This window comes from Ruegeria sp. CDSA221 (assembly GCF_059611825.1).
The window spans coordinates 12,476-39,000 of the sequence record NZ_JBXWPK010000013.1 but is presented as its reverse complement, the minus strand read 5'-3'; the positions used below and the strand labels follow the sequence as shown (position 1 = coordinate 39,000).

Sequence of the window (26,525 nt, the reverse complement as noted above, 5' to 3'; positions counted from 1 at the left end):
GGACCTATGAGCGACCACACCGTTATCGAAATTTCGAATGTCTGGAAAATTTTCGGAGGCAGACCCGAGGTGGCGCTGCAGGCGATCCGCGACCGCGGGTTGGAAAAGTCCCAAGTGCTGGCCGAATACAACTGTGTTGTCGGCGTCGCTGATGTCAGCCTGTCGGTAAACCGGGGTGAGATTTTTTGCATCATGGGTCTGTCAGGCAGCGGTAAATCCACCCTGGTTCGCCATTTCAACCGACTGCTGGAGCCGACAGCTGGTAAGATCGAAATCGAAGGAACTGATGTCATGGCCTTGGGGCCAAAAGAGCTTCAGCAGTTTCGCAACAACAAAATAGGTATGGTGTTTCAGAACTTTGCGCTGATGCCGCATCGGTCGGTGTTGGATAACGTGGCAATGCCACTGGAAATCCGACAGGTCAGCAAGAATGAACGCATGCGTCAGGCTGCTGCTATTCTCGATATTGTCGAACTGGGCGCCTGGGGGTCAAAGTTCGCACACGAGCTGTCCGGTGGCATGCAACAACGTGTGGGTCTGGCCCGCGCTTTGGCCGCCAACCCCGACGTGCTTTTGATGGATGAACCGTTTTCGGCCCTTGATCCGCTGATCCGGCGACAATTGCAGGATGAATTCATCCGGCTGAGCAAGATTCTCAAGAAGACTACAATCTTCATTACCCATGACCTTGATGAAGCCGTCCGCATCGGCAATCGGATCGCCATCATGCGGGACGGCAAGGTGGTGCAGATCGGGACAGCCGAAGACATCGTCATGAACCCCGCTGATGACTATGTGGCTGATTTCGTTGCAGGTATTTCGCGCCTCAAAGTGGTGCGCGCCCATGCGGTCATGCGGCCAATTCCAGAACATATTGCGGCCCATGGACCGCTACCGTCGGATGCCCCGCGCGTGAATGAAGACGAAAATCTGAGCACGCTGATCAATCTGGCGATCGACAACAGTAGCGCAATCCTTGTGGAGGACGGCGGCGTGGATGTTGGCGTCATAACCCGTGCCGATCTGTTGCGCACCGTGATCGAAGGGACCGAAGTGTCATGAGCATTTCTGATGTGAACCCGCTGGAAGATACCGAAAGCGAAGCGGCCCTTGCCTATGCCGAAGAGCGGCGTGAAAACATTCGCACATTTGTGCGCACCAGCCCTGACTACTACATCCGTAATTTCGACAAGATTGGTGCATCGTCCCGCTTTACACCAACTTTCAATCTGATGGCCGGATTGTTTGGTCCGGTCTGGTTCGGTGCGCGAGGTCTGTGGTCATGGGCGTTACCATTTCTGATCCTCGAAACAATAGCCTTTGTGCAGATTGCGCGAGGGTTGTTCGGCGATCTGGCAGCCGAGGCAATGGAGCGTATTGCATCGATTGAAGGGACGCTTGAACTGCGCCGTCAGCAATTGGCGGCGGCTATCGAAAACAATTCGGACAAGATCGATGTCTATCAGCGAACGGTGGACTCGCTTGAAGAAAACATAGGGGGTATCCGTGCCGAGGCCGAGGCGATGGCAGCTGAAGGTCCTTACATCATTCTAACCGGCCTGATCATACTGATCATCATCAAATTCATACAGTCACAGGTGGCGAACTGGGCGCTTGAGGCGCGTTTCTCGGAGTGGCTATCGGATCGTTCGATCCGTTCGGCCATGCCGGTGTCGCAGATCGTGTTCAGCGCAATCTTCATGGCGTTAATCGTCGCCGCGGCAATGTTGCATTACAGCTTCCCAGGGCGCTTTTCACTGCTTAGCCATTTTCCGACAGACCCAAACATCCGCCTGACCAGTATCACTTGGGTAGAAGATTTCATCGCCTGGTGCGTACGCAACAGCGAGACCTTCTTTGATGGGCTGACATTCGGCATCCGCACTCTGTTGGATGCGCTAGAGGTCATACTGGTTCAGACGCCATGGATCGTGATTGCGAGCTTGATTATTCTGCTGACCTGGCTGACAGCGGGCATCAGCACGGCGATCTATTCGGGCGCATTTCTGGCCTATATGGGTCTGCTGGGTTTCTGGGAAGGTGCCATGACGACGCTGGCCTTGTTGGGGACAGCGGCGTGTCTGTCGATTGTTATCGGAATTCCGCTCGGCATGTTTGCTGCCCGTCGCCCACGGTTCTATGCGTTTATCCAGCCGATCATGGATTTCATGCAAACCATGCCAGCCTTCGTGTTCATGGTGCCTGTGATTGCGTTCTTCGGCGTTGGAAAGCCAGCGGCGGTTGTGGTCACGATGATTTTTGGCGGCACACCGGTGGTACGATTGACCGTTCTTGGTCTGCGTGGTGTACCAGAAAGCGTGCGCGAAGCAGCTATTAGTTTCGGTGCCAATAAGTGGTACTTGCTCACTAAGGTAGATCTTCCATTAGCAAGCCCATCGATCCGCGCGGGGATCAACCAGACGATTATGTTGTCGCTGGCGATGGTCGTCGTGGCCTCGCTGATTGGCGCCAAGGGGCTGGGTGAGGACGTGCTGGAAGCGTTGCAATATGCCAATGTGGGCCAAGGCATCCTCGCCGGGTTTGCGATCCTTTTCTGCGCCATGATCCTTGATCGCATTGTACAGGGTGGGCGCAAATGACACCTGTCGTATTCGTCCATGGATTTTTGGGCGGCAGTCGGCATTGGTTGGGGCAAGTCGATGCTCTGGCCGGTTTCAATGTCGTGGCCCTGGATCTACCAGGATTTGGTGAAAACGCACATCTCGAGGCCCCCGCCAGTATTGCGGGCTTTGCCGAGTGGGCGCTGAGAGAATTAAGCGCGCGTGGGATTGAGCGGTTTATCCTGATCGGCCATTCAATGGGCGGGATGATCGTTCAGGAAATGGTTGCCCGTGCACCCGACCGCATCGACCAGTTGGTGCTGTACGGAACCGGAACAATCGGCATTTTACCCGGCCGGTTTGAGACAATCGACACCTCAAAGCATCGGGCCAATACAGAAGGACCAAGAGCCACGGCCAGACGTATTGCGGCAACCTGGTTTCTTGATCGGGGAAAAGCTGCGGCCTATGAGGACTGTGCTATGATTGCAGAACAATGCAGCCTGCAAACCATGCTAATTGGGCTCGACGCAATGGAAAGTTGGAGCGGCGCCAAACATTTGGCGGATATCATGACCCGTACGTTGGTGATTTGGGGTGACCGGGATCGGACCTATCCATGGAGCCAAACCGAACAATTGTGGCAATCAATTCCCGACGCCAACCTCGCGGTGATACCTGGATGTGCTCACGCGACGCATTTAGAGAAGCCGGGGCTCTTTAATTCGATACTGCGAGATTTTTGTACCGCCTGACAGCTTGTCTGCAGCCAAAATGTTAGAACGACCGCTGTCGTGACCAATACCGGTCTTTCCCGGATAGTGTAGATTTTGCTGCGAATGGGTATGCACGGGCAGCAAACGCCGGTTTGCAACGCTGTATTTCAGTAATCCGCTCGGTTGTAGAATGTCTCTTATGGGCCGTTCTGCCACGATGCTAGTTCTGCGAAACTGGCAGATGCCGCGCCGCATCTGAGGTCGGCTCTGAGCCCTTACTGACTGATGCTGCGAGACGTTCGAACGTCCGGCGTTGCTTTTTTTGTTTGTGTGGAGCGGAGGTCAGTTCAGATCAGATTTAGAAGAGGCCCACATTCGAAGACCACCTAAAAGTTAGCCTGATATTTTGGCGTCCTGCGCCGCGTCCCAACCCAAATTTGCAGACATTTCACGCGCAATAAGGGAGATCTGGGGACCAAGTTTTTCGCGGAACGCTGGCGTAAAGACCCGTACCGATCCGGTTGCACCGATGGACATCGTGGAACCTGGCCCGCTTGGCGCAAGGGGAGCTGCCACCGAACACATGCCGCGCTCAATCTCTTCCACGCACTCTGCGAAGCCGCGCTTGCGAATGGTGTCAAACTCGGCTTCCAAGTCCTGCACGTTTGTCAGGGTGAATTCGGTGTAGGCGCGCAGCTGGCCTTCCATTTCGCTGGTCAAAAACAAGTCGGGTGAGAATGCAGCAACGGCCTTAGAGCAGGAACAGGCATGCAAGGGTCGTTTCCCCAAACCGGGATGGAGATAGGAGACCCCAGTGTCAGGTGTTTCAACGTGAATAATTTCCACGGATTTTCCGCGCAGACGGGACAGGAAAAATGCGGTGCCATATTGTTTAGCGGCTTGCTTTAGCGCAGGCGTAATCACCTCTAGCAGTGCACGGTCAGAGTGGTCACTTTTCGTGATCCGCTTCAGGCGGGAGCCGATTGTGAATGTACCACGGGTGACAGGTTCCAGTAGACCCACACCGACGAGGTCCTGCACCAACCGGTAGGCAGACGGCTTAGGCAGGTCAGAATGAGCGCAAATCTCGGCCACTGTAGCCTCGCCCTTTTGTCCAACAACTTCGAGGATGAATGTCAGGCGTTCCAGGTGCATATTTTTACCTTGCGAGAATCTTTTTATCGATTTACGAGAATCTTCAAATGATCGCAAGGGAGGAATGTGAAGTTGGACGGAGCATGTTGTGGCCCGGGGTATGCAAGCCCTGCCGAGGCGATCAAAGCGCCGCGTGAAAAACTCTTGTACACAATTGCCATCTACACCGGCACCGGCATTCAAAAGCCGGACTACCTAGCCACCGTGGACGCCGACCCGGAAAGCCCGACCTATTCACAAGTCATCCATCGCTTAGAGATGCCCGGCATCGGGGATGAATTGCATCACATGGGCTGGAATGCCTGTTCTTCCTGCCACGACGACGCGGGCATGAGCCGTAAATACCTGCTGGTGCCAGGCGTGCGGTCCAACAATATCCATGTGATCGACACCGCGACGGACCCGTTTGCTCCGCGCCTTCATAAGGTGATTGACGGGGCCGAGATCAAGTCAAAAACCAATCTGAGCGGCCCACACACCGTGCATTGTTTGGGCTCTGAGATCATCATTTCCTTCTTAGGTGACGCACAGGGCGAAGCGCCCGGTGGTTATCTGCACCTCAACAAAGAATTCGAGATCGTTGGTCGTTGGGAAAACTCAATGGGCGATATCCCGTTTGGTTATGACTTCTGGTACCAGCCGCGCCATAACGTGATGGTCAGTTCCGAATGGGCCGCACCCAACACATTCATGCCAGGGTTTGATTTGGAAGAAGTGGGCCACCTGAAATACGGTCGCCGCCTGCACATCTGGGATTTTGAGAAAAAGGTGCCGGTCGAGACGATGTATCTCGGCGAAGACGGCCTGATCCCGCTGGAGGTAAAGTTTCTGCATGATCCTGACAGTACACATGGGTTCTGCGGTGCCGCGCTTAGCGCCAATGTCATCCATTTCTGGAAGTCCGAAGCTGGGAAATGGGAATGGGAAAAGATCATTGATGTGGAGAATGAACCGCATCCCGAATGGCCTATTCCCGTGCCCGGTGTGATGTCGGCCATCCTTGTATCGATGGACGACAAATACCTTTACCTCAATAACTGGTTGCACGGAGATATGCGCCAGTACGACATCTCTGACCCGCATAATCCTGTTTTGACCGGGCAGGTTTGGATGGGCGGGCTTTTGGGCAAAGCGCCCGAGGTCAATGGCGTCAAAGTGGCAGGCGGGCCGCAAATGTATCAGCTCTCGCTTGATGGCAAACGGCTTTATGTCACGACCTCGCTGTTCTCGACCTGGGACAACCAGTTCTATCCGGAAATTCGCACCCAGGGCGGTGTCATGCTGATGATCGACTGTGATGTCGAAAACGGCGGTATGAAAATCAACGAAGATTTCGTTGTTGATTTTGGCAAAGAGCCAAACGGACCAAGCCGCTGCCATGAAACCCGCTATCCCGGTGGCGATTGTACAAGCGACATCTGGCTGTGAGCGAAACCCGCACAATCACAATCGCCAACCGCGATGATGCGACCTATCAGGTCGACGCCCGCCGTCCGTTGCTGGACGCTTTACGCGAACAGGGAGTCGATCTGCCCTATGGCTGCAAATACGGCGGCTGCATCACCTGTGCGGCCAAACTGACCGCTGGCGAAGTGGATCAGCGCAGGCAAGTGGCGTTGAACAATCGCCAGATCAACAATGGCTATGTTCTGCTGTGTGTGGCCCGCGCGGTGAGCGATTGCATATTGGAAATCGGCGTCGAAAGCCACGACAAACTTTATCGCAACCCCTTCCTTGATCCGCTGGAGCCGCATGAGCTGAAGGCGGATATCGCGACCCCTAAGGAGGCTTAAATGCCCGAAGCTGACATCGATCACCTGTATGATTACGCGCCCGAATATCTGGCGGACATCCTGCGTTCGGTCAAAACCATTGCGATGGTGGGGGCCAGTGGCGACAAGACCAAGTTCAGCTATGGCGTGCTGCGTGTGCTGCACGAAACGGGCTATGACATGATCCCTGTCAATCCAAACCCAAAGCTGATCGAAATTCGCGGCATACCTGTCGTTCATTCGCTGGAAGAGATCGACCGGCCCGTGGATATGGTCGAGGTCTTCCGCCCGAAAGAGGAACTTTACGCGATCACCGAGAAAGCCATTGCAATCGGCGCCAAGGTGCTTTGGGGCCAAATCGGCGTTTATGATGACCGCGCGGCCGCGCTTGCCGAAGAAGCGGGGCTGAAGGTGGTGATGAACCGCTGCCCCAAGATCGAGCTGTTCCGCCCGTTCTGGAAGCCCCGTCTTGATCTCGCAATTTGACTGAGAGCGGCACAGAAACTCATGTGGCCTCTGCCTGCGCATACGGCTGTAGCGGTGCCATAAATTGGCCGCTCGACGCACTATTGGACTGGCTCAAAACCAATCGAAAATGAAACCAAACATGGCTCAGACGATCACCAAAAGCGCGAAAGACATCGCAAAGGTGGCTACGAAAGCGGTGCCTGCGATCAGTGCCGAAGAGGCATTGGCCTTGGTAGGCACGCTCGATCACGTTTTTGTCGATCTGTGCGATGGTACGGAACAGGCCAAAACCGGCGTCATTGAGGGTGCTGTCGCATCGTCGCGCGGCATGATGGAATTCCACATCGACCCGGAAAGTCCTGCGCATAAGCCGGAGTTCAGTCAAGATAAGACTTACGTGTTCTATTGCTCATCGGGTGGGCGTTCTGCCATGGCGGCGGTGGTGGCCATGGATATGGGACTATCGCCCGTTGTGAACCTGACCGGAGGCGTTGGTGCCTGAAAAAAGGCCGCGGGCGCGCTGGAATAAATCATGGAACCTTCAACAAATTTCCCAAATCTCAATATGGCAGCAAAGCCTAAAGTCGAAGGGTTCTTTGATCCTGCCAGCAACACGATTTCTTATGTCGTGAAAGACCCCGCATCTAACGCCTGTGCAATAATCGACAGCGTTCTGGATATGGATTACGCCGCCGGGCGGATCACTTACGACAGTGCCGATCGCTTGATCGACGCCATCCAGTCACAAGGCTTGTCGGTAGAATGGATCATTGAAACCCATGTCCATGCCGATCACCTGTCTGCTGCACCCTATATTCAGGATAGGCTGGGTGGCAAAATGGGCGTTGGTGCAGGCATCATCGAAATTCAGGACACCTTCGGCAAAATCTTCAACGAAGGCACGGAATTTCAACGCGACGGGTCGCAGTTTGATGCTTTATTCGAGGATGGTGATACCTACACCATTGGCGAAATGACAGCCTTTGTGATTGCCACGCCGGGCCACACACCAGCCTGCATGGTGCATGTGATTGGCGACGCCGCCTTTGCCGGTGACACGCTCTTTATGCCTGACGGCGGCTCAGCCCGCGCAGACTTTCCGGGTGGTGATGCAGGGCAGCTTTACGATTCTATCCAAACCGTGCTGAGCCTGCCGGGCGAGATGCGCCCGTTCATCTGCCACGACTATGGCCCCGGTGGGCGCGCCATCGCGTGGGAGACCACAATTGGCCAGCAACGTGCCGACAACATCCATGTGGGTGCTGGCAAATCGCGCGAAGATTTCATCAAGTTCCGAACAGAGCGTGACGCGCAACTGGCGATGCCCAAACTGATCATTCCGTCCCTGCAAGTGAACATGCGGGCCGGCGAAATCCCGTGCGACGAAAGCGGCGCACCTATGCTGAAAGTTCCACTCAATGACCTATGAGGGCGAAATGCAAAACGATGATTTGATCCTGCGGGCTGACATCGATGGCGTTACCGTTCTGACTCTGAACGCGCCCATGTCGATTAATGCGTTGTCAGAGGCGATGCTACGCGCTCTGTCTGACACATTTGACGAAATCGCAGAAGATCGCAGTGTCAAAGCAGTGATCTTGCGTACCGGCGGCAATCACTTTTGCGCGGGTCATAACCTCAAAGAAATGTCGGCGCGCCGGGCGGATGCCGACGGTGGATTTCAGTATTTCCAAGACCTGTTTGCGACGTGTTCGGCGATGATGCTTCGGGTGGTGCGCTTGCCGCAACCTGTAATCGCCGAGGTCAAAGGGATTGCCACAGCGGCGGGGTGTCAGCTTGTTGCGTCCTGTGATCTGGCGGTGGCCGCCGACAACGCAACTTTCGCAACATCGGGCGTGAATATCGGGCTATTCTGCTCAACCCCGATGGTCGCGCTTTCGCGCAATGTGCCGCGCAAGCTGGCGATGGAAATGTTGCTTTTGGGGGAATTCCTGCCCGCAGCCCGCGTCGCCGAAATGGGGTTGGTCAACCGCGTGGTGCCCTTGGCGGAACTGGAAGCGGCATCCACAGAAATGGCTAGGATCATTGCCTACAAATCGCCGTCCGCCGTCAAGATCGGCAAGCGTGCCTATTACGAACAGCTCGAAATGCCGCTGGAAGAGGCCTACGCCTTTGCCGGTCGCACGATGGCGGAAAACATGATGGCCAAAGATGCCGAGGCCGGTATCGGGGCCTTCACCCGCAAAGAACCGAAGCCTGAATGGACCGGGGAATGATCTACGAGGGCCCGGAGCTTGCCCGTAATGCAGCGAACCACACCGCCCTGTCACCGGTTTCGATCCTCAAACGCGTCGAGCGCGTGCATCCAGAGCTTCCGGCGCAAATCCATGGCCACATCCGGCGCAACTGGGGCGAGGTCGCGGAACGTTGCAAACGGCTGGCCTCTGCCCTGGCCAAACGCGATATCGGCAAGGGCGATACCGTCGCCCTGATTGCGCCGAATATCCCCGAGGCGCTGGAATGCGCGCTGGCTGTGCCCATGCTGGGCGCGGTTCTGAACGCGAACAACACGCGGCTGGACGCGGGCACGATCGCTTATATTCTGGATCACGGCGACGCCAGGGTTTTGTTGGTCGATACCGAATTTTCCGATCTGGCCACTGAGGCCGTCGCCCAATCGGGCCGTGACCTGTTGGTCATCGATATCGAGGATAGTGAAGGCCCGGGCGGCGAGAAAATCGGCACGTTGACCTATGATGCGCTGCTGGCGGAAGGCGACCCGGATTTTGCCTATTCCTTGCCGGAGGATGAGTGGGACGCACTTGCTCTGAGCTATACGTCAGGCACCACAGGACGGCCCAAGGGTGTTGTCTATTCCCATCGTGGCGCCTGGACCAACGCGGTCAACAATGTCGTCACATGGGAAATGCGGCATCATCCGGTTTACCTGTGGACGCTGCCGCTGTTCCACTGCAATGGCTGGTGCTTTCCCTGAACAATCACCATGCTGGCCGGGACGCATGTGTTCCTACGTGCGCCAAGGGCCGACGCGATTTATAACGCCTTCGCCGATCATGGCGTCACCCATCTTTGCGGAGCGCCGATCATCATGTCGATGATCTCGGGCGCAGAGGAAAACGCGACTTCCCGCAATACATCAATATGATGACCGCCGCCGCCCCACCTCCGGCCAGTGTGATTGCAGGAATGGAGGCGATGGGCATCTCGATCACCCATGTCTATGGCCTGACTGAGGTCTATGGCCCCGCGGTGGTTTGCGCGGAAAAACCCGATTGGGCAGCACTGCCAGCGGAAGAACAGGCAAGCCCGAAAGCCCGTCAAGGCGTCGCGTATGAATTGCAGGAAGACGTGCTGGTCCTGAACCCCGACACATGTGCGCCCGTGCCATGGGATGGTGAAACGCTGGGCGAAATTGTTTTTCGCGGCAACATCGTCATGAAGGGCTATCTGAAAGCGCCCGAGGAAACCGCCAAAGCCTTCAAGGATGGCTGGTTCTGGTCGGGTGACATCGCCGTGCAGCATCCCGATGGCTATATCGAGATCCGCGACCGGTCCAAGGACATCATCATCTCGGGCGGCGAAAACATTTCGTCCATCGAGGTGGAAAAGGCGCTTTATTCGCATCCTGCGGTCAGCCTCTGTGCCGTCGTGGCGATGCCGAATGAGAAATGGGGCGAAGTGCCTTGTGCCTTTGTGGAGCTTTCCGGCGAGGCCACCGAGGATGAGCTTCTGGCGCACGCCAAAGCCCGTCTTGCGGGATACCAGCGGCCAAAGAAGGTGATCTTTGGTGAGCTGCCCAAGACCAGTACCGGAAAAATCCGCAAAAACGAACTCCGAGATTTGGTCCGCGCAAATAGCTGAACTCCCACACAATTAACTGGATACACGTCATGTCCCATGAACTTAGCTTTGCCCAATTCAGCTTTGGAACACAGGTCCGAAAATCCCCTTACTCCGACGCAGCCTTGCGTTGGGGGGCCAAAGGATTTTCCGTCTACAACCACATGTACATCCCCCGCGATTTTGGCGATCCGAGGCAGAATTTCTGGAATCTGGTCAATGAGGCGATCCTGTGTGACGTCTTTGTCGAGCGTCAGGTCGAGATCAAAGGACCGGACGCGGCAAAATTCACCCAATTCCTCAGCTGCCGTGATCTTTCGAAATGTGAGGTCGGACAATGTAAATACGTACTGATTACCGACCAGAGCGGCGGGATCATCAACGATCCGATTCTTCTGAAACTGGCCGAGGATCATTTTTGGCTGTCTATTGCGGACAGTGACGTCCTGCTCTGGGCGCGCGGTATTGCGGTGAATTCCGGCATGGATGTGGAGATTTCCGAACCCGACGTGTCACCGTTGCAGCTGCAAGGCCCCAAATCCCGCGACGTTCTGCGCGCAGCCTTTGGCGATGCCCCGACCGAGCTCAAATACTACCGGTTCATGGAATTTGACTGGGACGGCGTGCCTTTGATTATTTCACGCACCGGATGGTCAAGCGAGCTTGGTTACGAGATTTTCCTGCGCGACGGATCACAAGGTGACCGGCTTTGGGAACATCTGATGGTCGTTGGCACTCCTTTGGGTCTCAAGCCCGGCCATACATCGAGCATTCGCCGGATCGAGGCGGGCATGTTGTCGTATCACGCGGATATGAACCTTGCGAACAACCCCTATGAGCTGGGTATGGGGCGTCTTGTCGATCTGGACACGGAGGCTGATTTTGTCAGCAAGGCGGCCTTAACCAAGATCAAGGAACAGGGCGTGTCGCAACAGCTAGTCGGTCTGGAAATTGACGGTGATCCTTTTATCGGATCCAATGATTTCTTTTGGCCCATTATCAAGGGTGGCGTGCAGGTCGGCGCGGTCACGTCTGCGATCTATTCCCCAAGACTGGAAAAGAACATCGCACTTGCGATGATCAGCATCGACTACGCAGCATCAGGCGGGGTCCTACAGGTAGATAAGTTGAGCGAAATGCGTATGTGCACTGTCGTGCCGATCCCGTTTTACGATCCCAAGAAATCACTTGCCTCAGCGAGCTGAATGGGCCGCTGCATAGGTTTGGTCGCCTGTGCAGCGAAGCGTTTCCCCTCGATGTAATCCGCGTTAAAAAATACGGAGCATAAGTGAGTTCCCTAACTACGATCATAGAAAACGACGGTTTCGTATTGCCGAATTGGAAGCAGACATTGAACAGCCTCATCTGACTGGTCCAAGTTGATTGTTAGGGTCTGGACCCATTGATTTCCGTTTTGCGGCGTGATTCACGGTTCAAAAACGAGCGGTGAACATGTCTGATCTCTTCTGACTTACGGATGCGCAAATGGCGCGTCTGGAGCCGTTTTTCCCGAAGCCCCACGGCAAGCCGCGCGTCGATGACAGGCGTGTGTTGAGCGGGATTATCTTCATCAATCGGAGGTTTGCGGTGGTGGGATGCCCCTGCCGCCTATGGACCGCACAAGACGCTGTACAATCGATGGAAACGGTGGAGCGACAAGGGCATCTTCGCGCGAATGATGGCCGGTCTGGCCGCCGAGCACGGCGAACAGAAGACTGTAATGATCGACGCGACCTATCTGAAGGCTCATCGGACAGCGACCAGCATGGGCGTCAAAAAGGGGGGCGTGGACGCCTGATTGGCCGAACCAAGGGCGGCTTGAACACCAAACTGCACGCCATCTGCGACAGTCAGGGACGCCCGCTGAACCTGTTCATAACCGCAGGACAGGTCAGCGACTACATCGGTGCTCGGGCTCTGTTCAGCGGCATACCGAATGTCGATTGGCTACTCGGAGATCGCGGGTACGATGCCGATTGGCACCGAAAAGCGTTGCAAGACAAAGGGATACGCGCTTGTATCCCCGGTCGGAAGCAGCGCAAGACAACGGTGAAGTACGACAAGCGCCGATACAAACGCCGCAACCGGATCGAGGTCATGTTTGGCAGGCTCAAGGATTGGCGCCGTGTGGCAACCCGTTACGACAGGTGCCCGAAGGTCTTCCTCTCAGCAATCGCCCTCGCAGCTCTCGTCATCTATTGGCTATGAGTCGTCAGCAGAGAGTCCAAAGCGGCCTTTATCTATCTACGCCTATATCGGAGAATTGGGTTTTCTGGGCCGATCACTCGAAATCACCATTTTGGGTCATCAAAAGCCAACTTCGCGCATGTCAATTCCGGCTGGGTGTTGGAAAATGGGACCGAGAAATGTAATCTCTGCTCATCTCCATTGATTGGAGATGAAGTGGCCTGCACGCCGCTAGACCGTTCAGAAGGACGTCGAACGCGATCGTTCGAAATTTGACGGTTTTGAATAAGATGTTCATTTTCAAATGCTTGGGGGGGGACGCATGAGCTATTTCGACCTTGGGACCTATTCACGGCCCAGCGCATCCGCATCAAATGAAGCGCAAACGTGGTTCGACCGCGGTCTGAACTGGACCTTTGGCTTCAACCACGAAGAGGCGGCGGATTGTTTTCGCAAGGCGATTGCAGCGGATCGCGCCTGTGCGTGGGCCTATTGGGGGTTGGCCTTTGCGATTGGTCCAAACTACAACAAAGAGTGGGATTTTTTCGAGCTTGAGGAGCGGATCTCGGTCCTGAAAGAAGCGCACGAAGCCCTGTCGACGGCCAAGGCGCAAGCAGGCATCAACACAGTCGCCGCGGCGATGATCGAGGCGCTCACGGCGCGGTATCCGACCGACCCGGAAGTCGAGGATTTCGGTCCGTGGAACGACGCATTCGCTGATGCGATGCGCCCGATCTACGCGGCCCACCCGAACGACCTTGAGGTGGCGACAGTGTTTGCTGAGGCGCTCATGAATCGCACCCCCTGGGGGCTTTGGGACATTGAGAAAAATCAACCTTCAGACGGCGCGTCGACAGAAGAGGCGCGAAACGTTCTCGAAACCGCATTCTCAAACAACGCTGGTGCTTGGGACCATCCGGGGTTGTTGCACCTCTATATCCACCTAATGGAGATGTCGCCCTGGCCCGAGCTGGCCCTGTCGCATGGGGATCGCCTGCTGGATCTTGTGCCGGATTCCGGGCATCTGGTGCATATGGGGACGCACATCGACGTGCTGTGTGGTGACTACCAGAATGTCATTTGGCGAAATCACCGGGCCGCGGAAGTTGACGAAGCATATGAAGCCTACGCGGGAGCCCAGAATTTCTATACTGTCTACCGTTTGCATAACATCCACTTTGAGGCCTACGGCGCGATGTTCATGGGGCGAAAGTCGCAGGCGCTTGCCGCTGCAACGCGGCTGCAGGAAGTCCTGCCGCGCGAAACGGTCGCGTACCTTCCCGTATTGTTTGAAGCCTTCTGGGGTATGCGTATTCACGTGTTGGTGCGGTTCGGCATGTGGCAGGCGCTGTTGGATGAGACGCTTCCTGAAGATCAGGCGCTCTTTTGCTTCACTACCGCGCTGACCCTTTACGGGCGCACCGTCGCTCTGGCCAACCTGGGGCGCATCGACGAGGCCCGCGCGGCATTTGCGGAATTCCGTGCTGCACAGGATAAGGTCGGCGAGGATCGCTTCATGTTCAACAACGAAGCCCGCGACGTCTTGAAAATTGCGGCGGCTATGGCCGAAGGTGAGTTGCTATACAAATCAGGCGAGGTTGAGAACGGCCTTCTACTTCTGGAGGCGGCCATCGCTGCGTCTGACGGGCTGGTCTACGATGAACCCTGGGGCTGGATGCAACCACCGCGGCATGCGTTGGCTGCCCTGCTGATGGATCAGGGCCGGTTCGCCGAGGCCGAGCCGATCTACCGCGCAGATCTGGGTCTAGATGATACCCTGCCACGCCCGGTTCAACACCCGCGCAACGTCTGGTCGCTCCACGGGCTGCACGAGTGCCTTGAGGCCCGCGGAGAAGAGGTTGAGCGGCGCCACGTCGCGGAGTTGCTTGATCAAGCGCTGGCTAGGGCAGAGGTCCCCATCCGAGCATCGTGTTATTGCAGAAGCGCTGCTGCAGAATAGATGCGATGGAAGTTAATTTAGTCCCACACGCTGTACAATTCACGAAGCGAACCAAAAAATGGGGTTTTGATACCGCATCAATCGACTGCTTTGCACCCAAAGCAACCTACCCGCAAATGACGGCGAATGCCCATTTCATTTGGCGAACTTGACAATTTGCCCCTTTCGGCGGTCCTCCGAAACGTGGCGACTGAGGAGATGTTGGATGCCTGACAATCAGGAACAGGACACATTTGCCGCCCTCGAAAGGCGCGAATGGGCCAAGTGCGATGTGGCACAATCCTATGCCGAGGTGTTTGCCAAGGCGGCGGACATGGTTGTCCCACACCTGGTCGCTGCGGTTTGTGCTGGACCGGACACTCGTGTGCTCGATTTGTGCTGCGGACATGGCAATGTATCCGCAGGCCTTTTCAACACAGGTGCTCGCGTAACGGGCCTTGATTTCTCACCCGCCATGCTTGAGATGGCGCGGCTGGCGGTGCCACAGGCTCAGTTCGTTGAAGGCGATGCGATGGCCTTGAGCTTTGAAGACAATACGTTTGACGCTGTAACAATTGGCTTTGGGATGCCGCATATGCCGGACCCCCCGAAAGTGTTGGCAGAAGTTCGCCGTATTTTGCGCGACGGCGGTCGGCTGGCGTATTCGGTGTGGTGCGGGCCCGAAGTTGACACTGCACTGGGGTATGTTTTTGGCGCCATTGAGGAACACGGGTCGCCAGAGATTGCCTTGCCACCGGGTCCCGGGGCAAATGATTATGCCGATCCGACTATCGCCTTTCCCGTACTCGCCAAGGCCGGTTTTTCAGATTGCCATCAAACCTTCGTCGCGTCGAAATGGCAGGTTAGTGATCCGGGCGCACCGTTCGATTTCTTTCTTGAAGGAACGGCCCGAGGTGGCGCCCTTTTGCGCCCTCAACCTACAACGAATTCGGCCGCAATCCGAGCGGCGGTTGTGGCCAAAGTTCTGGCAAAGCACGGTACGGGTCCTGAATGGGACGTGCCAATTCCGTCTGTCGTGACCTCGGCGGTCGTTGCCTAGCCGATCGGAACGATGTGCTGAAATGCGCGTCGTCGCCATTCATCCAAGTGTCCGGATTGTCCCGCGTTTTGTCTGTTCACACGCGTGCCGCAAAAGTCGTTTCGTACCAGAGCGGCCCTCGGTGCAAGTCGCGGCATAGGTTTAAGGAGAGCCCGAAGTCTCAGTTGCCGCGCTTCGTACGAATGTCCGCTAGGTATTTCGACGAGGTGTAAGCCTTGTGATTTGGATAGCAGTTTTGTTGGCTCCATTTACGGCCGCACTTATGGAGCGGCTATTCCGAGACCTCGTGGGCGGCAAAGGCATCCGCATAGCCAGGATGCCAGCGCGACAGCGCGGGCCGGTTATGGATAATATCACCCAAGGCCCATTCGACGCGTTTCCTGTCGCGGGCTTCTGAGACATCGTTGTCGGGGCAGAGAATATAGAAATCTCCGTTCGACATGCGCTGCAGCAGATAGTCGATCGCCTCGTCGCTTGACCATGCCGCCGCGGGCTTTTCGGGCATGAACTTCTGGATCATGCCCGTGTAGGTAAAGCCGGGCACAAACAAATGGGCGCTGATCTCGGCACCCGCCTCGCGCAGCTCGTGGGCCAGCATCTCGGTCATGACCTTCACAGCGGCCTTGCTGGTGTTATAGGCGGCGTTTCCGGGCGGCGTGGTGATCCCCTGTTTCGAGCCTGTGTTGATGACCACGGCAGGGCGCGCTGTGGCGATCATCCGCGGCAGCAAGGCGTGCACTCCGTTCATGACGCCAAACAGATTGACCTCTATCAGTTTCCGCCAGTTCTCGCTGTTTTCCCAACTGCCGGTCGGCAACGCAATCCCGGCATTATTCATCAAGACAGCCACTTCTCCGAGTTCAAAGACCTGATCGGCGAGATCCGTCATGGCTGCGGCGTTGGTCACGTCCGCGGGTATCGCCCGAACCGTCTGGGACGTATCCGCCAGTTCGATCAAATCCGGCTCGGCTTTGTCCAGCGCCTCTCCCGGAAGATCGACCAGCACAACACCCAGACCCGCCTGCAAGAACCGTTTGGCCGCAGCGAAGCCCACGCCGCTTGCCGCCCCGGTGACAACAGCCAGGCCGCCTTTATCGATTGCTTTTTGGTACATGTTGTTCCCTCTCTTGATGACGGGTCACGTCGTGTTTCAGGGCGCCATCTTTTGTTTAATGCCCCCGATAAACGCCGCATCGTCTTGTTGTTTGCGGGCATCCAGCAAAGCCTCGGCATCAGGTCCTGCGCGATACCGCAAACGGTCGCCGGTGTCGTTGGCCGCGTCCCAAATCATCTCGGCAACCGTCTCTGGCGCAGAAGGGTTCGATGCGAGTTTGCCGAACAGGCGCCCCATAGCTTCGGCCATCGGCACGTAGTCTGACAGATTTTCATCCATCGCAAAATCGAACGAGCTGCCGCCGAAATTCGTTTGGATCATGCCAGGCTGAACAATACGCACCCGTATGCCCAACGGTTCCAACTCGTAGTGCAGGGCTTCGGACAGACCTTCCACCGCAAACTTGGTACCGTGATAAAGCGCGCCCAGCGGGAAGGTGATCTGCCCACCGATAGACGAGATATTGATCACCGTGCCGGAACGGTTTTGACGAAAGTGGGGAAGCACCGCTTTGGTCACCTCCATCAAGCCGATCACGTTGGTGTCGAACTGGCGTCGGATGCGGTCCATCGTAAAGGCTTCGAGCGCGCCATAGGCCCCATAGCCTGCATTGTTCAGCAAAACGTCGATCTGTCCAAAGCGTTCGATGCCCCCTGCCACGGCCGTCGCGATTGAGTCGGCATCCGTCACGTCCAGCCGCGCCAGGTGGACGTTCTCCAAATTGGCAAGATCCGAGCCGCCGGTAGGGGTCCGCATCGTGGCAACGACGTTCCATCCCTTGGCCTGAAAATACCGGGCCGTTGCCGCGCCGATACCGGACGACGCGCCGGTAATTAGAATGGTCTTCATATCTTTGATCCCCTGATGCCTTTGCGCATAATACTCAAGAATTCTGTGGGAATCTTTTTCTATTCTCCAAAAAATTAGCACATTTCTCCAGAAACGGAGTTTTTTTAAGAAATAAGGCTGCGCCCATGCTAAAGGAGGACAAACCAAGGGAGGCGGACATGGAACCCCAGGATTTGTTGGACTACGTTTCGACACTGCTTGACCAGAAAGGGATCGGCCAGGGCGTTCTTCAGCATGAAGAAAGCGGGACGGTGTTCCTGACCCATCCGACGCCAACCCAACAAGAGGCCAATGTCTACCGTCCTCTTTTGTGTGCGGTGCTGCAGGGCGCAAAGCAGGTTGGCACCAGCACGAGAATCCTGACAGTTGGGGCTGGGCAATCACTGATCGTCAGCAATGCCTTGCCCGTGGTCTCGCAGGTTACCAACGCAACGCCCGAGCATCCCTATGTCGCACTCGTATTCCCTTTGGATTTGGATGTGATGCGCGCCTTGGCGTCGTCGCTGCCACCGTCATCTGGTGCCCGTGTATCGGACCCGTTTTCGATTTGCCTCGCAGATACGGATGATGCGTTACAGGACGCGCTGTTGCGCTATTTCCAACAGTGCGAAACCGATGAGACACGGTGCATGCTCGCCCCCATAACAGCGCGGGAAATCCATGCCCGCCTGTTGATTGGCAAGCATGGCGGCACGCTTCAGAAACTGGTGTGGCATGAAAACGTGGCCAGCAAAATCTTTGCAGCGACACACGAAATCCGCTCTGATCTGGGTCGGTCACTGTGTGTTCCCGAGCTTGCCGGGCGTGTTGGTATGAGCAACTCGGCCTTTTTTGAGCAGTTCAAGGCGGTCACTGGAACGTCTCCCTTGCAATACCAAAAGGACCTGCGGTTGATGCAGGCCCGCAACGAGCTGCGCACAACCGGGTCGAAAGTGTCCGAGATTGCCTATGGCGTCGGATACGAAAGCTCGGCCCAGTTTTCGCGGGAATATGCACGCAAATTCGGATGCTCCCCAAGACACGATCGAGTTTCTATGGCCGTCCAATAAGGCAAAAAGTAACAAATTCAAACGTCACAGCTCTATTACGGACAAGAGCCTTTCAGCCCGGCCAATTTCCGAAAGCAGCCGTAGGCGCATTCGCAGCGAAAGTCGGCTGCGTCCCGCAATGTGTGAGTTCGAGCAGCGCCAAAGTTTGCACTTGCAGCGAATGACCGGGATGCGGGCTGCGACCGCAGAATCCCAGCAGGGTGCCGAATGTCTCTTATGGGCCGCTCAGTGCTTGCGGCTGCGTGCGCGGTAAAATTGCACAATAACCTGCTCTTCACGTCAGAGCTGTGCGGCATTTTGCACTTGGCACCGTGCGGAAGGAGTGCGGTGTTCATTGCTGTTAATGCCTCCGAGCGGCGACGCCCTAGGTGGCACCTGATTGACATTTTGGGTATTTTGGCGTAAAATAAACGCATATTTAAACAGCATTAACACTATTCCAAATTTGCAAATCACACTTGGTCGAGATTGGTGTAAAGCGTCCTATTTGGCGCAATTCCCAAGAGAAATTGACAGAAGTTCATTTTTAAAACGGAGGCTTACTTTAGCTATGTCCAGTCTTATTCAATCTGTTTTCGGTCGTGTCACCCAACAGGAGAACGGTCAGCCCGTACATGGTATATTGGTCAAGATTCAGGCGGTATTTGGGGATGGCTGGCGCAAGCGAGACGGCTGTAAGATCGATCTTGGATGCGTCCTGACGGCCGCCGATGGCCGATTTGTGCTCATAGTGGATTCGTCGAAAATACCCGAAGACTGTCGATGTGCAGGTCCGATGGAATTGCGGATAAAGCTGCGCGACCGCGATGGCGTGCGCATCCATAAAGCCCGGCTCAAGATTGAGGATTGTTCCTGCACCGACGATATTAAAATCGACGTCGCCATCCCGGCAAAGAAGCTGGCGTGTCACCTGAGGCGCTCGTTAAGCTGGGCTGCACCGGATAAGCCGTTTTTGCCAGAAAGCGTTCTCGATGACATTGAGGAAGCGCTTGAGCTTGCGGATGCTGATCGGTTGCTGCGCAAGCGCACTCACTTCTTTGAGTGCATCCGCCCGACGCTTGCGATTTTTGACAACTCGCTTAGTGATGCCTGGAGTGTTCTGAACGGAGACGTCGCTGCCAAGGGGCGCTATGTGGATGTCCTCAATGCTCTTTGTGCCACGTCGCCAACAGGCTGCGGCTGTGGCGGCGCATCCGGGGATGATGCAGGCGGTATCTTGCAGGACATTTTTTCCGACGACTGCAATGATGACAGCTGTAGGCCCATCAAATCCAAACCCAACCCGGTGTGCTGTTCCGACCATGTCTGCCCGACCGGTAAGTCTCTGATCGCTGACAAAGACATGAGCTTGATGGTCTTTGCGGCCATGCATGTATCCTGTGGTCACAGACCAACAATGATCAAATACGTCGGCGCGCTGCTTGAACAACGTTGCCGGTTCCAGGTGTTGACCGCGCTTCATGAAGCAGCTGTCAACCTGATTTGCAAGAAGCCGCACGCAGGGCGTCATTTTAAGGATCTGCTCGAATATGTGATGTGCATCTGCACCGGTCAAACCCCTTGCGGACAAGTGCCTTGCTGTGAAACTTGTGTCCGCCAGCCCATCCTGGATTGCATCACGGATGCATATAGAAACTGGTGCAGTATCGAATGCTACACCGTGACCAAGATCAACCCAGAGCGTGCCTGCCCCGGTGACACGGTTGCGATCTGCGGGTGCGGGTTTGGCGATATTGCGGGGCAAGTGCAATTCACCCAGCATGGCACGATGAACCCCGGTCCGATCGCTATGCCGACCTCGTGGTCAGACGAACGCATCTGCGTGATCGTCCCGTCCAGTGCAGGATGTGGTTTGGCGATCATTCCTCCGACCCAAACGATCAGCGTCTGCGATCGTTTCCTGGACTATCGAAAAAGCGGCACGATGTTGGCTGAGTTCGAAGGCACAAGCGCTGACATTCTCAAGTTTATCGTCAAAGGGCATCAAAACGACGACTGCCTGTTACCCGGCGAGGTTCTGAAAATCCGCTGGAAGGTCTGCGCCGCTGACTCAGTTACTGTGCGCATCGTCAATACAGACACCGGCGCTGCCATTGCACAGATTTCGCCGGCCCCCGATCTGGGACGCTGGGACTTCGATCAGACTGACTTCGACCAAACGACCCGAGTGCGGGTCGAAATCGTCGTGACCGGCAAATGTAAACCTCCTACAGTAAGTCAGGGCTTAGACCTCGTTTTCCAGAACCCGCCGGATCTATCCATCGACGGGGTCGAGGTAACGCAGGCGATTCAGTATTTCCGAGCCAACCAGCATCTGACTGATCCAGCTGACCGCGGCCCGGACAACTCCCTTCAACTTGTTGCCAATAAATCGGCCTGGGTGCGGACATATCTGCGCAGTGGACAGGATCCGAATTTCGATAATGGGCAGCTCGGCAATGTCAGTGGCACACTTCAAGTGGAACGCCGGGTTGGTGGGATCTGGTCCACAGTGGCCAATATCGTTCCGACCAATGCCCCGGTGACAGCGCAGGACAGTTTCTCGAGCTACGACGCAGAGAGACGCGACATTGATGCGACGCTGAACTTCATTATCCCTGCCAACGTGATGACCGGGCTCTTGCGCCTCTCTATCACTGTCTCGTCGCCAGACGATTGCTATGGAGGCAGCGGCACGGCCCAACAGCTTGTTGATGTCGACCTTGAGCAAGAGTTGCGCGTTGCAGCCGTCACAATTGGCTATAACGGTCCACCGATGGGCGGCGGCGCCAATATTACCTTGCCTGCCCCCAACGCAGCGCAAGTTGCCGCTGATACCAGCTTTGCCCTTCGGGTTTTCCCGGTAGGCAGTACGCCCAACGTGCGGATCATCGACAGTCAGACAACAACACAAGGTCTGACAAACAACAATTTCCCAGCGGGGGGGTGCGATCCCAACTGGACGCCGATCCTGAATTTCGTGGCTAACGCGCGCACGAATGACGGTAATCAGGGCGATTGGCTTTACTATGGATTGGTCAATGCGGCGATCCCGCGCTCGCATGGCAACACAGGATGCGCCAGCGGCGGCAACGGCGCTGGCTTGTCCGGTAGCCCGGTCACGTTGGCGCATGAGTTGGGCCATCAGGCGGGTTTACCACATGCCCCATGTGGCACGGTCGGCACGCCAAACGCGAGCTACCCGCTTTACGAGCCTTACGATACCGGCATGACAACGACCGACAGCAACGGCAACACTGTCTATTCGGATGCGAGCATCGGCGAATACGGCCTCGACACAAATGACGGGACAATACACCGGCCAGCCAACAGTGAGGATCTGATGGGTTATTGCGGCCCGCGGTGGGTCTCGATCTTTACGCATAACTATATGCTGAACCGCGCCGAATTTGACCCGGTGGCGCTGGCAACGGGCGTGTCTGGCGGCAGCTCGGAGGGGGCAGGCGCCATGGAAGTCGACAGGCAAGACCAGATGCGTCCTTTCGTGACGATCGTGGGTGAAGTCGGCAAAGACATGCAGGTCTCGGTCGCAAGCCTCGTACGGGTTCCAACCCGGCCCTTGCGTATGTCTGGCGCCCGTACCGATCTAGTTTTGCAGTTGATCGGGGACAAGGACGAGGTGATCTCATCTGCGCCGGTGTTCACAATGGATAATCACGACGCCAATGGCGATGGCTGCGGTTGCGGCGGAGGCGATAAAAAGGATCCGCCTAAACCGCCGTATAGTTTCATTGCGGCAATGGGCGATGTCGGCTCTGGAATTGCTATCCGCATCTGCCAGGGGGACGCAGTCATATGGGAGCGCAAGCGACCGGCACGGCTGGTTAAATTGGCTTCGGCTGAAGCCAGCATTGGCAAGTCTGGTCTAAAGGTTTCCTGGAAAACGACCGGTGCCAAGCGTGGTTACGATCCCGATATTTGGCTGCAATGGTCTTCTGATGGTGAACGCTGGAACGGGCTCAGGGTTGGTGCGAGAGGTAACAGCGTTGAGATCGACCCCAACACCATTCCAGTCGACAAGGTTTGGATTAGGGTCCTTGCTCATGACGGTTACTTCACCGCAACGGCAGACACCAAGCAAGTTAAACTGCCACCAGCGCCACCCGAACTCGCCATTATTCACCCCTCTGAGGGGCAAGTGGTGCGCCTGGACCGACCGCTGCATCTCTGGGGTACATTCACTGGCCGCACCGAAGTAAAATCTGTTGAATGGTATCTGGACGGCAAGAAGGTCGCCAAAGATCTGGATGCTTGGATCGATGTACCCAAGCCAGGTGAGCATGTGGCGGAGCTGCGCGTTAAAGGCGCAAACCCGGTAACTGTCAAGTTTTCTACAGGTGAGCGCTAGATAGCTGGCTTCGATGTGCTGAAAGGGAACTCAATCCAATGCTAGCATCCAGGGTTAACGCCTGAGATCTGGCAAGTGTTAGCCCACAACGCACCCTTCAGGTAGCAGCCGCCGCCGTCTAGAGATCAGATTAGATGTCGTTCGCCATTCCCTGGTGCGGTTTGTTTGCGCGACGGGTGAAAAACCAATGCTTTGCCCATTCGGCACAAAGGCCACGTTTATAAAGAGGCGCCCTTATATACTTGGATTAGTAGTTGGCGGTACTGGTTCTCAATAGACTTAATTATTCTGTCACTGGAGAAAACAACATTTATGACCAGCCCAAAATTGACAGGAGCATCCGGTGACGATCTCATTCAAGGGCTCGCATTTCCCAAAAGATGTGATCTTGCACGAGGTGTTTTTCTATCTGCGCTACTCAGTGTCGTATCGGGATCTGGAAGAAATCCTGGCTGAGCGCAGAGTTAAGGTTGATCACGCGACGCTGAACCGTTGGATCGTCAAATATGCGCCATTGATTGCCGACAAGGCACGTCGCCAGAAGCGAAACTGCGTCCGCCTCTGCAACGCTCGATGGGATTGAAGTTGCGCAGATGATCAGAAAGGGTCAGTTCGGAGTCGGAATCTGCCCGTTCAAGCAGTTTGCGAACCTAACCGCTTGAACTTAATAAATTCCAACCAGCCCTCACACTTCAGAGAATTTTGCGACAAAGCCGCTAAGATCATACCGAACTTGCGAATTCGGACCAACGGTGGCTCTTCCCGCAATATGCGGTCGGAAGGGCAGAGTAGATGAACGGCAGATTCCTTTCGCGAGCTGTTAGTTCGTAGACCTGCCGATTTTGTGGCTGCGGCGAATGTCTCCTTTGATGAGCTGCAGCGCAGTGGTGGGACAAATCTGCCAATGGCAGGTTCGGGCCGCCCGTTCATTTGCACACAGCGTCTGGAAAAATCGCAAAGGTCAGCTACAGTAGTCAATGTTCAAGCGTCCGCTTCAACACAATGCTTTGCTGCTACCTAACAGTTGCGTGAGATTTCGGGATAGGTCTAAAAAAGTTATGCCCTCCTAGCAATCTCAATTCAATACTGAAGAATATGAGTTATTTGGCGGAGATTTAAGTGCGACTTAGCGTGGGCATCGCTGTGTCAATTCTGGTGGCTGTGTCTATCGGAGTGTCGACCTTTATTGTCCATTCCCTATGGTGGACGACTGCGCGCGACAATAGCCGCATGCTTGCAGCTGAAATCAACGGCCAGATCGCGAACACTGTCCGCATCGAGGTGGGGGTGACGCTTAGGTCGGCCGAAGCCGCCTGGGCAGCCGTTCGCACGATCTTTGTCCAGAACGTCATCGCGACGCGACAGGCCGACAAGCGCGAGTTTGTTTTTCTGTCGCAACTGCAGGCGCAGCCGAATATTTCATGGATGTTCTTTGGCTGGCCCGATGGCAATTTTTTCGCGTCGCACCGTTTAGGTGACGGCGGGCTTGAGATGATTGAAATCGACAAGGGAATCCGCGATCGAATGCTGCGGAAGGATCGCTACATCTTTATCCCGGGTGACATTCAGTTCGAGGAGCGGGCCTTTACTGAAACATCCTATGATCCGCGCGAACATGCCTGGTTTGAAAACTTCATGGGGCTCAGCTCTGCGGGGTGGATCGAAACGCGCGACCTTCCGGATAGTAAAAAAACCGTTTACGCCTTTGCTGGTCCGATAGACGTTAACCGAACGCGGCAAGGTGTTCTGGCCGTTGCAATCGAAACGGATCGTTTGTCACGTTTTCTCGCCACGCTTGCGCCCGGCGAATTCGGCGCGGCATTTATTCTGAACGCTGACGGCAAAGTTATTGCGGTACCTGATGCAGAAGCGGATGAGATTACCCCGGCGCGAATGGGCGAAGGGAAGCTTTATGAAGTTGCCATGATCTCAGGCGAAAGGTTGTTGGCAGACCCCCAAGCGAATGCCCAGGGCACGTTAACGAAACGTGTCGTCATCGACGGCGTGCCTTATGCGGTGGCGCTGACGCCACTGGGGTTTTACGGCTGGCGCGTTGCCACGGTCATACCCGAAGCGGCGTTTCTGTCGAGCATCGATGAAGCGCTGATAAACTTGATATACGTTTTGATCGGTGTGGTGATCGTCGCAACCGGGCTGGCGATCTGGCTGATCCGAAGCATTGTCGCAAATCCGTTGGCACGCATCGCCGAAGATCTTGGCAAAATCGAACGCTTTGACGTCGAACGCATTGAGCGCAGACCCTCCAGACTGTCTGAGCTTGCCAATCTTTCTGCGGCAACCGCGAGCATGGCCGCTGGTTTGTCCGCTTTCCGAAAATACGTGCCCACCGATCTTGTGCGTATGCTGGTTGCTGAGGGCATCAAGATACAGCCGGGCGGAGAAATGAAACAGATCTCTGTGTTGTTTTGCGATGTAGCGGGTTTCACAGGGCTGTCCGAAAAACTTGGCCCAAATATTGTCCATCTGATGGAGCCCTTCTTCAGCGCAGCCTCAGCGGCCATTACTCAAAACGGTGGGACGATCGACAAGTTTATTGGCGATGCCGTGATGGCGTTTTGGGGGGCGCCGCGTAAAGATGCCAATCACGCTGAAAATGCTTGCCGCGCAGCGCTGGACCTTGTCGCTGCCGTGGGCGCGTCCGGAATTGAAGATGAGGCCGGCAACCCCCTACGCGTCAGGATCGGGGTGAACAGCGGCGAGGCTCTGGTCGGAAATATCGGATCAGAGCAGCGGTTGAACTACACCGCGATTGGTGATGTCGTGAACGTTGCCAGTCGGTTGGAAGGGGCCAACAAAGACTATGGAACGCTGATCCTGGTCGGGCCGGAAACGAGGCGACAGGCCGCTGACGCAATCGTGGTCCGTGAGTTGGACACGCTTACCGTGTTTGGACGTGTTGAAGAGCTGGTGGTCTACGAACTGATCGCGATGGCGGATGGGCGTGTTGGATCATTTGCCTGGATAGAGGCTTATGAACAGGGCCTTACACATTATCGGACAGGGCGGTTTGAAGAGGCCGTTGCCGCATTTGCGGCCGCAGACCAGGCGCGAAACGGAGACCCCGCCTCAGTCGCCATGATGACCCGCGCCCAAGACCTGTTAGACAGGCCGCCAAAGGAAGGTTGGCGTGCGGTTACTAGCACCAACAAGAACCAGTAGGTAACTTCCGTTTAAGTTAAGGGGCTTTGGGAAAGTCCGACAAGTCTTGTGTTGTATGTGCTCAGCGCGCCAGGGGCTTCGCTCTCGCAGCGAATGTCCGGAAAGTGGGTTGCGACCGCAGCATCACCACGCTGTAGCCAATGTCCGGTTTGGGCCGTCTAGGAAAACGACCCTGTGGCTCTAAATTTCAAAAGCTTCCGCGATGGCCAATGTGTCCTCCAACTCTAGGCCAGAATACCGTACCGTCCTATCCAATTTTGTATGTCCAGGCAGAAGTCGCTTATTGCGCAGATTGTCAATGTTTC

At 55.7% G+C, this 26,525-nt stretch carries 19 protein-coding genes and 2 pseudogenes; 18 read left to right on the top strand and 3 right to left on the bottom strand.

The features are described 5' to 3' along the window. The first annotated feature begins 6 nt into the window (after positions 1-6). From AC2FJ5_RS16955 to AC2FJ5_RS16945, 3 genes are read left to right on the top strand one after another with little or no spacing between them, the layout of a single operon-like run. On the top strand, positions 7-1,062 hold the full coding sequence (locus tag AC2FJ5_RS16955; protein WP_496794111.1) for a quaternary amine ABC transporter ATP-binding protein: 1,056 nt from the start codon (positions 7-9) through the stop codon (positions 1,060-1,062). After that, positions 1,059-2,600 carry an ABC transporter permease gene (locus AC2FJ5_RS16950; protein ID WP_142639703.1) on the top strand — a complete coding sequence of 514 codons (1,542 nt, stop codon included), beginning with the start codon at positions 1,059-1,061 and terminating at the stop codon, positions 2,598-2,600. Before AC2FJ5_RS16955 ends, AC2FJ5_RS16950 begins: the two co-directional genes overlap by 4 nt. Then, positions 2,597-3,316: an alpha/beta fold hydrolase gene (locus tag AC2FJ5_RS16945; protein WP_496703449.1), complete on the top strand. Its 720-nt coding sequence runs from the start codon at positions 2,597-2,599 to the stop codon at positions 3,314-3,316. The genes AC2FJ5_RS16950 and AC2FJ5_RS16945 overlap by 4 nt, the downstream gene beginning before the upstream one ends. Before the next feature lie 354 nt (positions 3,317-3,670). Here the strand turns inward: AC2FJ5_RS16945 and AC2FJ5_RS16940 are convergent, their stop codons facing one another. After that, entirely contained in the window at positions 3,671-4,432 is a 762-nt protein-coding gene (locus AC2FJ5_RS16940; RefSeq protein WP_496794110.1) for an IclR family transcriptional regulator, read from the bottom strand. Between the two features lie 72 nt (positions 4,433-4,504). On the opposite strand from AC2FJ5_RS16940, the gene AC2FJ5_RS16935 reads away from it, so the two are divergent. From AC2FJ5_RS16935 to AC2FJ5_RS16885, 11 genes and pseudogenes are all read left to right on the top strand, one after another. Beyond that, positions 4,505-5,860, top strand: a complete 1,356-nt coding sequence (locus AC2FJ5_RS16935) for a selenium-binding family protein (RefSeq protein WP_281996139.1) — start codon at positions 4,505-4,507, stop codon at positions 5,858-5,860. Further along, a complete protein-coding gene (locus AC2FJ5_RS16930; RefSeq protein ID WP_142640391.1) occupies positions 5,857-6,225 on the top strand; it encodes a 2Fe-2S iron-sulfur cluster-binding protein in 369 nt (122 codons plus the stop codon). Before AC2FJ5_RS16935 ends, AC2FJ5_RS16930 begins: the two co-directional genes overlap by 4 nt. Continuing rightward, entirely contained in the window at positions 6,226-6,690 is a 465-nt protein-coding gene (locus AC2FJ5_RS16925) for a CoA-binding protein (protein ID WP_142640390.1), read from the top strand. Positions 6,691-6,811: 121 nt separating this feature from the next. Then, entirely contained in the window at positions 6,812-7,174 is a 363-nt protein-coding gene (locus tag AC2FJ5_RS16920) for a rhodanese-like domain-containing protein (RefSeq protein ID WP_496794108.1), read from the top strand. A 63-nt stretch (positions 7,175-7,237) separates the two neighbouring features. Further along, positions 7,238-8,101, top strand: coding sequence for an MBL fold metallo-hydrolase (locus AC2FJ5_RS16915; RefSeq protein ID WP_496794107.1), 864 nt, complete (start codon positions 7,238-7,240; stop codon positions 8,099-8,101). Between the two features lie 7 nt (positions 8,102-8,108). Next, entirely contained in the window at positions 8,109-8,909 is an 801-nt protein-coding gene (locus AC2FJ5_RS16910; protein WP_496794106.1) for an enoyl-CoA hydratase, read from the top strand. After that, positions 8,906-10,515 (top strand): annotated as a pseudogene (locus AC2FJ5_RS16905) (AMP-binding protein). The gene AC2FJ5_RS16910 and the pseudogene AC2FJ5_RS16905 overlap by 4 nt, the downstream one beginning before the upstream one ends. Positions 10,516-10,544: 29 nt before the next feature. Continuing rightward, positions 10,545-11,699, top strand: a complete 1,155-nt coding sequence (locus tag AC2FJ5_RS16900; RefSeq protein WP_496703437.1) for a glycine cleavage T C-terminal barrel domain-containing protein — start codon at positions 10,545-10,547, stop codon at positions 11,697-11,699. Positions 11,700-11,979: 280 nt separating this feature from the next. Then, complete coding sequence (locus AC2FJ5_RS16895; protein WP_496703435.1) at positions 11,980-12,702, top strand: IS5 family transposase; 723 nt, start codon at positions 11,980-11,982, stop codon at positions 12,700-12,702. Positions 12,703-13,003: 301 nt separating this feature from the next. Further along, a complete protein-coding gene (locus AC2FJ5_RS16890) occupies positions 13,004-14,641 on the top strand; it encodes a hypothetical protein (RefSeq protein WP_496794104.1) in 1,638 nt (545 codons plus the stop codon). 205 nt (positions 14,642-14,846) lie between these two features. Beyond that, a complete protein-coding gene (locus tag AC2FJ5_RS16885; protein ID WP_496691949.1) occupies positions 14,847-15,680 on the top strand; it encodes a class I SAM-dependent methyltransferase in 834 nt (277 codons plus the stop codon). A 271-nt stretch (positions 15,681-15,951) separates the two neighbouring features. On the opposite strand, the gene AC2FJ5_RS16880 is transcribed toward AC2FJ5_RS16885, so the two are convergent. After that, entirely contained in the window at positions 15,952-16,794 is an 843-nt protein-coding gene (locus AC2FJ5_RS16880) for an SDR family NAD(P)-dependent oxidoreductase (protein WP_496794103.1), read from the bottom strand. A gap of 36 nt (positions 16,795-16,830) precedes the next feature. Beyond that, positions 16,831-17,643, bottom strand: a complete 813-nt coding sequence (locus tag AC2FJ5_RS16875; protein ID WP_496703431.1) for an SDR family oxidoreductase — start codon at positions 17,641-17,643, stop codon at positions 16,831-16,833. A 158-nt stretch (positions 17,644-17,801) separates the two neighbouring features. On the opposite strand from AC2FJ5_RS16875, the gene AC2FJ5_RS16870 reads away from it, so the two are divergent. From AC2FJ5_RS16870 to AC2FJ5_RS16855, 4 genes and pseudogenes are all read left to right on the top strand, one after another. Then, positions 17,802-18,692 carry an AraC family transcriptional regulator gene (locus AC2FJ5_RS16870; protein WP_496789077.1) on the top strand — a complete coding sequence of 297 codons (891 nt, stop codon included), beginning with the start codon at positions 17,802-17,804 and terminating at the stop codon, positions 18,690-18,692. 550 nt (positions 18,693-19,242) lie between these two features. After that, positions 19,243-23,040 carry a hypothetical protein gene (locus AC2FJ5_RS16865; RefSeq protein WP_496794101.1) on the top strand — a complete coding sequence of 1,266 codons (3,798 nt, stop codon included), beginning with the start codon at positions 19,243-19,245 and terminating at the stop codon, positions 23,038-23,040. Positions 23,041-23,383: 343 nt separating this feature from the next. Beyond that, positions 23,384-23,587: pseudogene (locus tag AC2FJ5_RS16860) on the top strand (IS6 family transposase); the annotation flags it as partial. Positions 23,588-24,159: 572 nt separating this feature from the next. After that, complete coding sequence (locus AC2FJ5_RS16855) at positions 24,160-26,220, top strand: adenylate/guanylate cyclase domain-containing protein (protein WP_496794100.1); 2,061 nt, start codon at positions 24,160-24,162, stop codon at positions 26,218-26,220. The last annotated feature ends 305 nt before the right edge of the window (positions 26,221-26,525 follow it).

Coding starts and splice junctions, on each gene's coding strand:
- AC2FJ5_RS16920 (WP_496794108.1), top strand. CDS start 6,812: ATGGCTCAGACGATCACCAAAAGCGCGAAAGACATCGCAAAGGTGGCT.
- AC2FJ5_RS16915 (WP_496794107.1), top strand. CDS start 7,238: ATGGCAGCAAAGCCTAAAGTCGAAGGGTTCTTTGATCCTGCCAGCAAC.
- AC2FJ5_RS16865 (WP_496794101.1), top strand. CDS start 19,243: ATGTCCAGTCTTATTCAATCTGTTTTCGGTCGTGTCACCCAACAGGAG.
- AC2FJ5_RS16870 (WP_496789077.1), top strand. CDS start 17,802: ATGGAACCCCAGGATTTGTTGGACTACGTTTCGACACTGCTTGACCAG.
- AC2FJ5_RS16900 (WP_496703437.1), top strand. CDS start 10,545: ATGTCCCATGAACTTAGCTTTGCCCAATTCAGCTTTGGAACACAGGTC.
- AC2FJ5_RS16875 (WP_496703431.1), bottom strand. CDS start 17,643: ATGAAGACCATTCTAATTACCGGCGCGTCGTCCGGTATCGGCGCGGCA.
- AC2FJ5_RS16955 (WP_496794111.1), top strand. CDS start 7: ATGAGCGACCACACCGTTATCGAAATTTCGAATGTCTGGAAAATTTTC.
- AC2FJ5_RS16880 (WP_496794103.1), bottom strand. CDS start 16,794: ATGTACCAAAAAGCAATCGATAAAGGCGGCCTGGCTGTTGTCACCGGG.
- AC2FJ5_RS16925 (WP_142640390.1), top strand. CDS start 6,226: ATGCCCGAAGCTGACATCGATCACCTGTATGATTACGCGCCCGAATAT.
- AC2FJ5_RS16890 (WP_496794104.1), top strand. CDS start 13,004: ATGAGCTATTTCGACCTTGGGACCTATTCACGGCCCAGCGCATCCGCA.
- AC2FJ5_RS16950 (WP_142639703.1), top strand. CDS start 1,059: ATGAGCATTTCTGATGTGAACCCGCTGGAAGATACCGAAAGCGAAGCG.
- AC2FJ5_RS16885 (WP_496691949.1), top strand. CDS start 14,847: ATGCCTGACAATCAGGAACAGGACACATTTGCCGCCCTCGAAAGGCGC.
- AC2FJ5_RS16910 (WP_496794106.1), top strand. CDS start 8,109: ATGCAAAACGATGATTTGATCCTGCGGGCTGACATCGATGGCGTTACC.
- AC2FJ5_RS16940 (WP_496794110.1), bottom strand. CDS start 4,432: ATGCACCTGGAACGCCTGACATTCATCCTCGAAGTTGTTGGACAAAAG.
- AC2FJ5_RS16945 (WP_496703449.1), top strand. CDS start 2,597: ATGACACCTGTCGTATTCGTCCATGGATTTTTGGGCGGCAGTCGGCAT.
- AC2FJ5_RS16895 (WP_496703435.1), top strand. CDS start 11,980: ATGGCGCGTCTGGAGCCGTTTTTCCCGAAGCCCCACGGCAAGCCGCGC.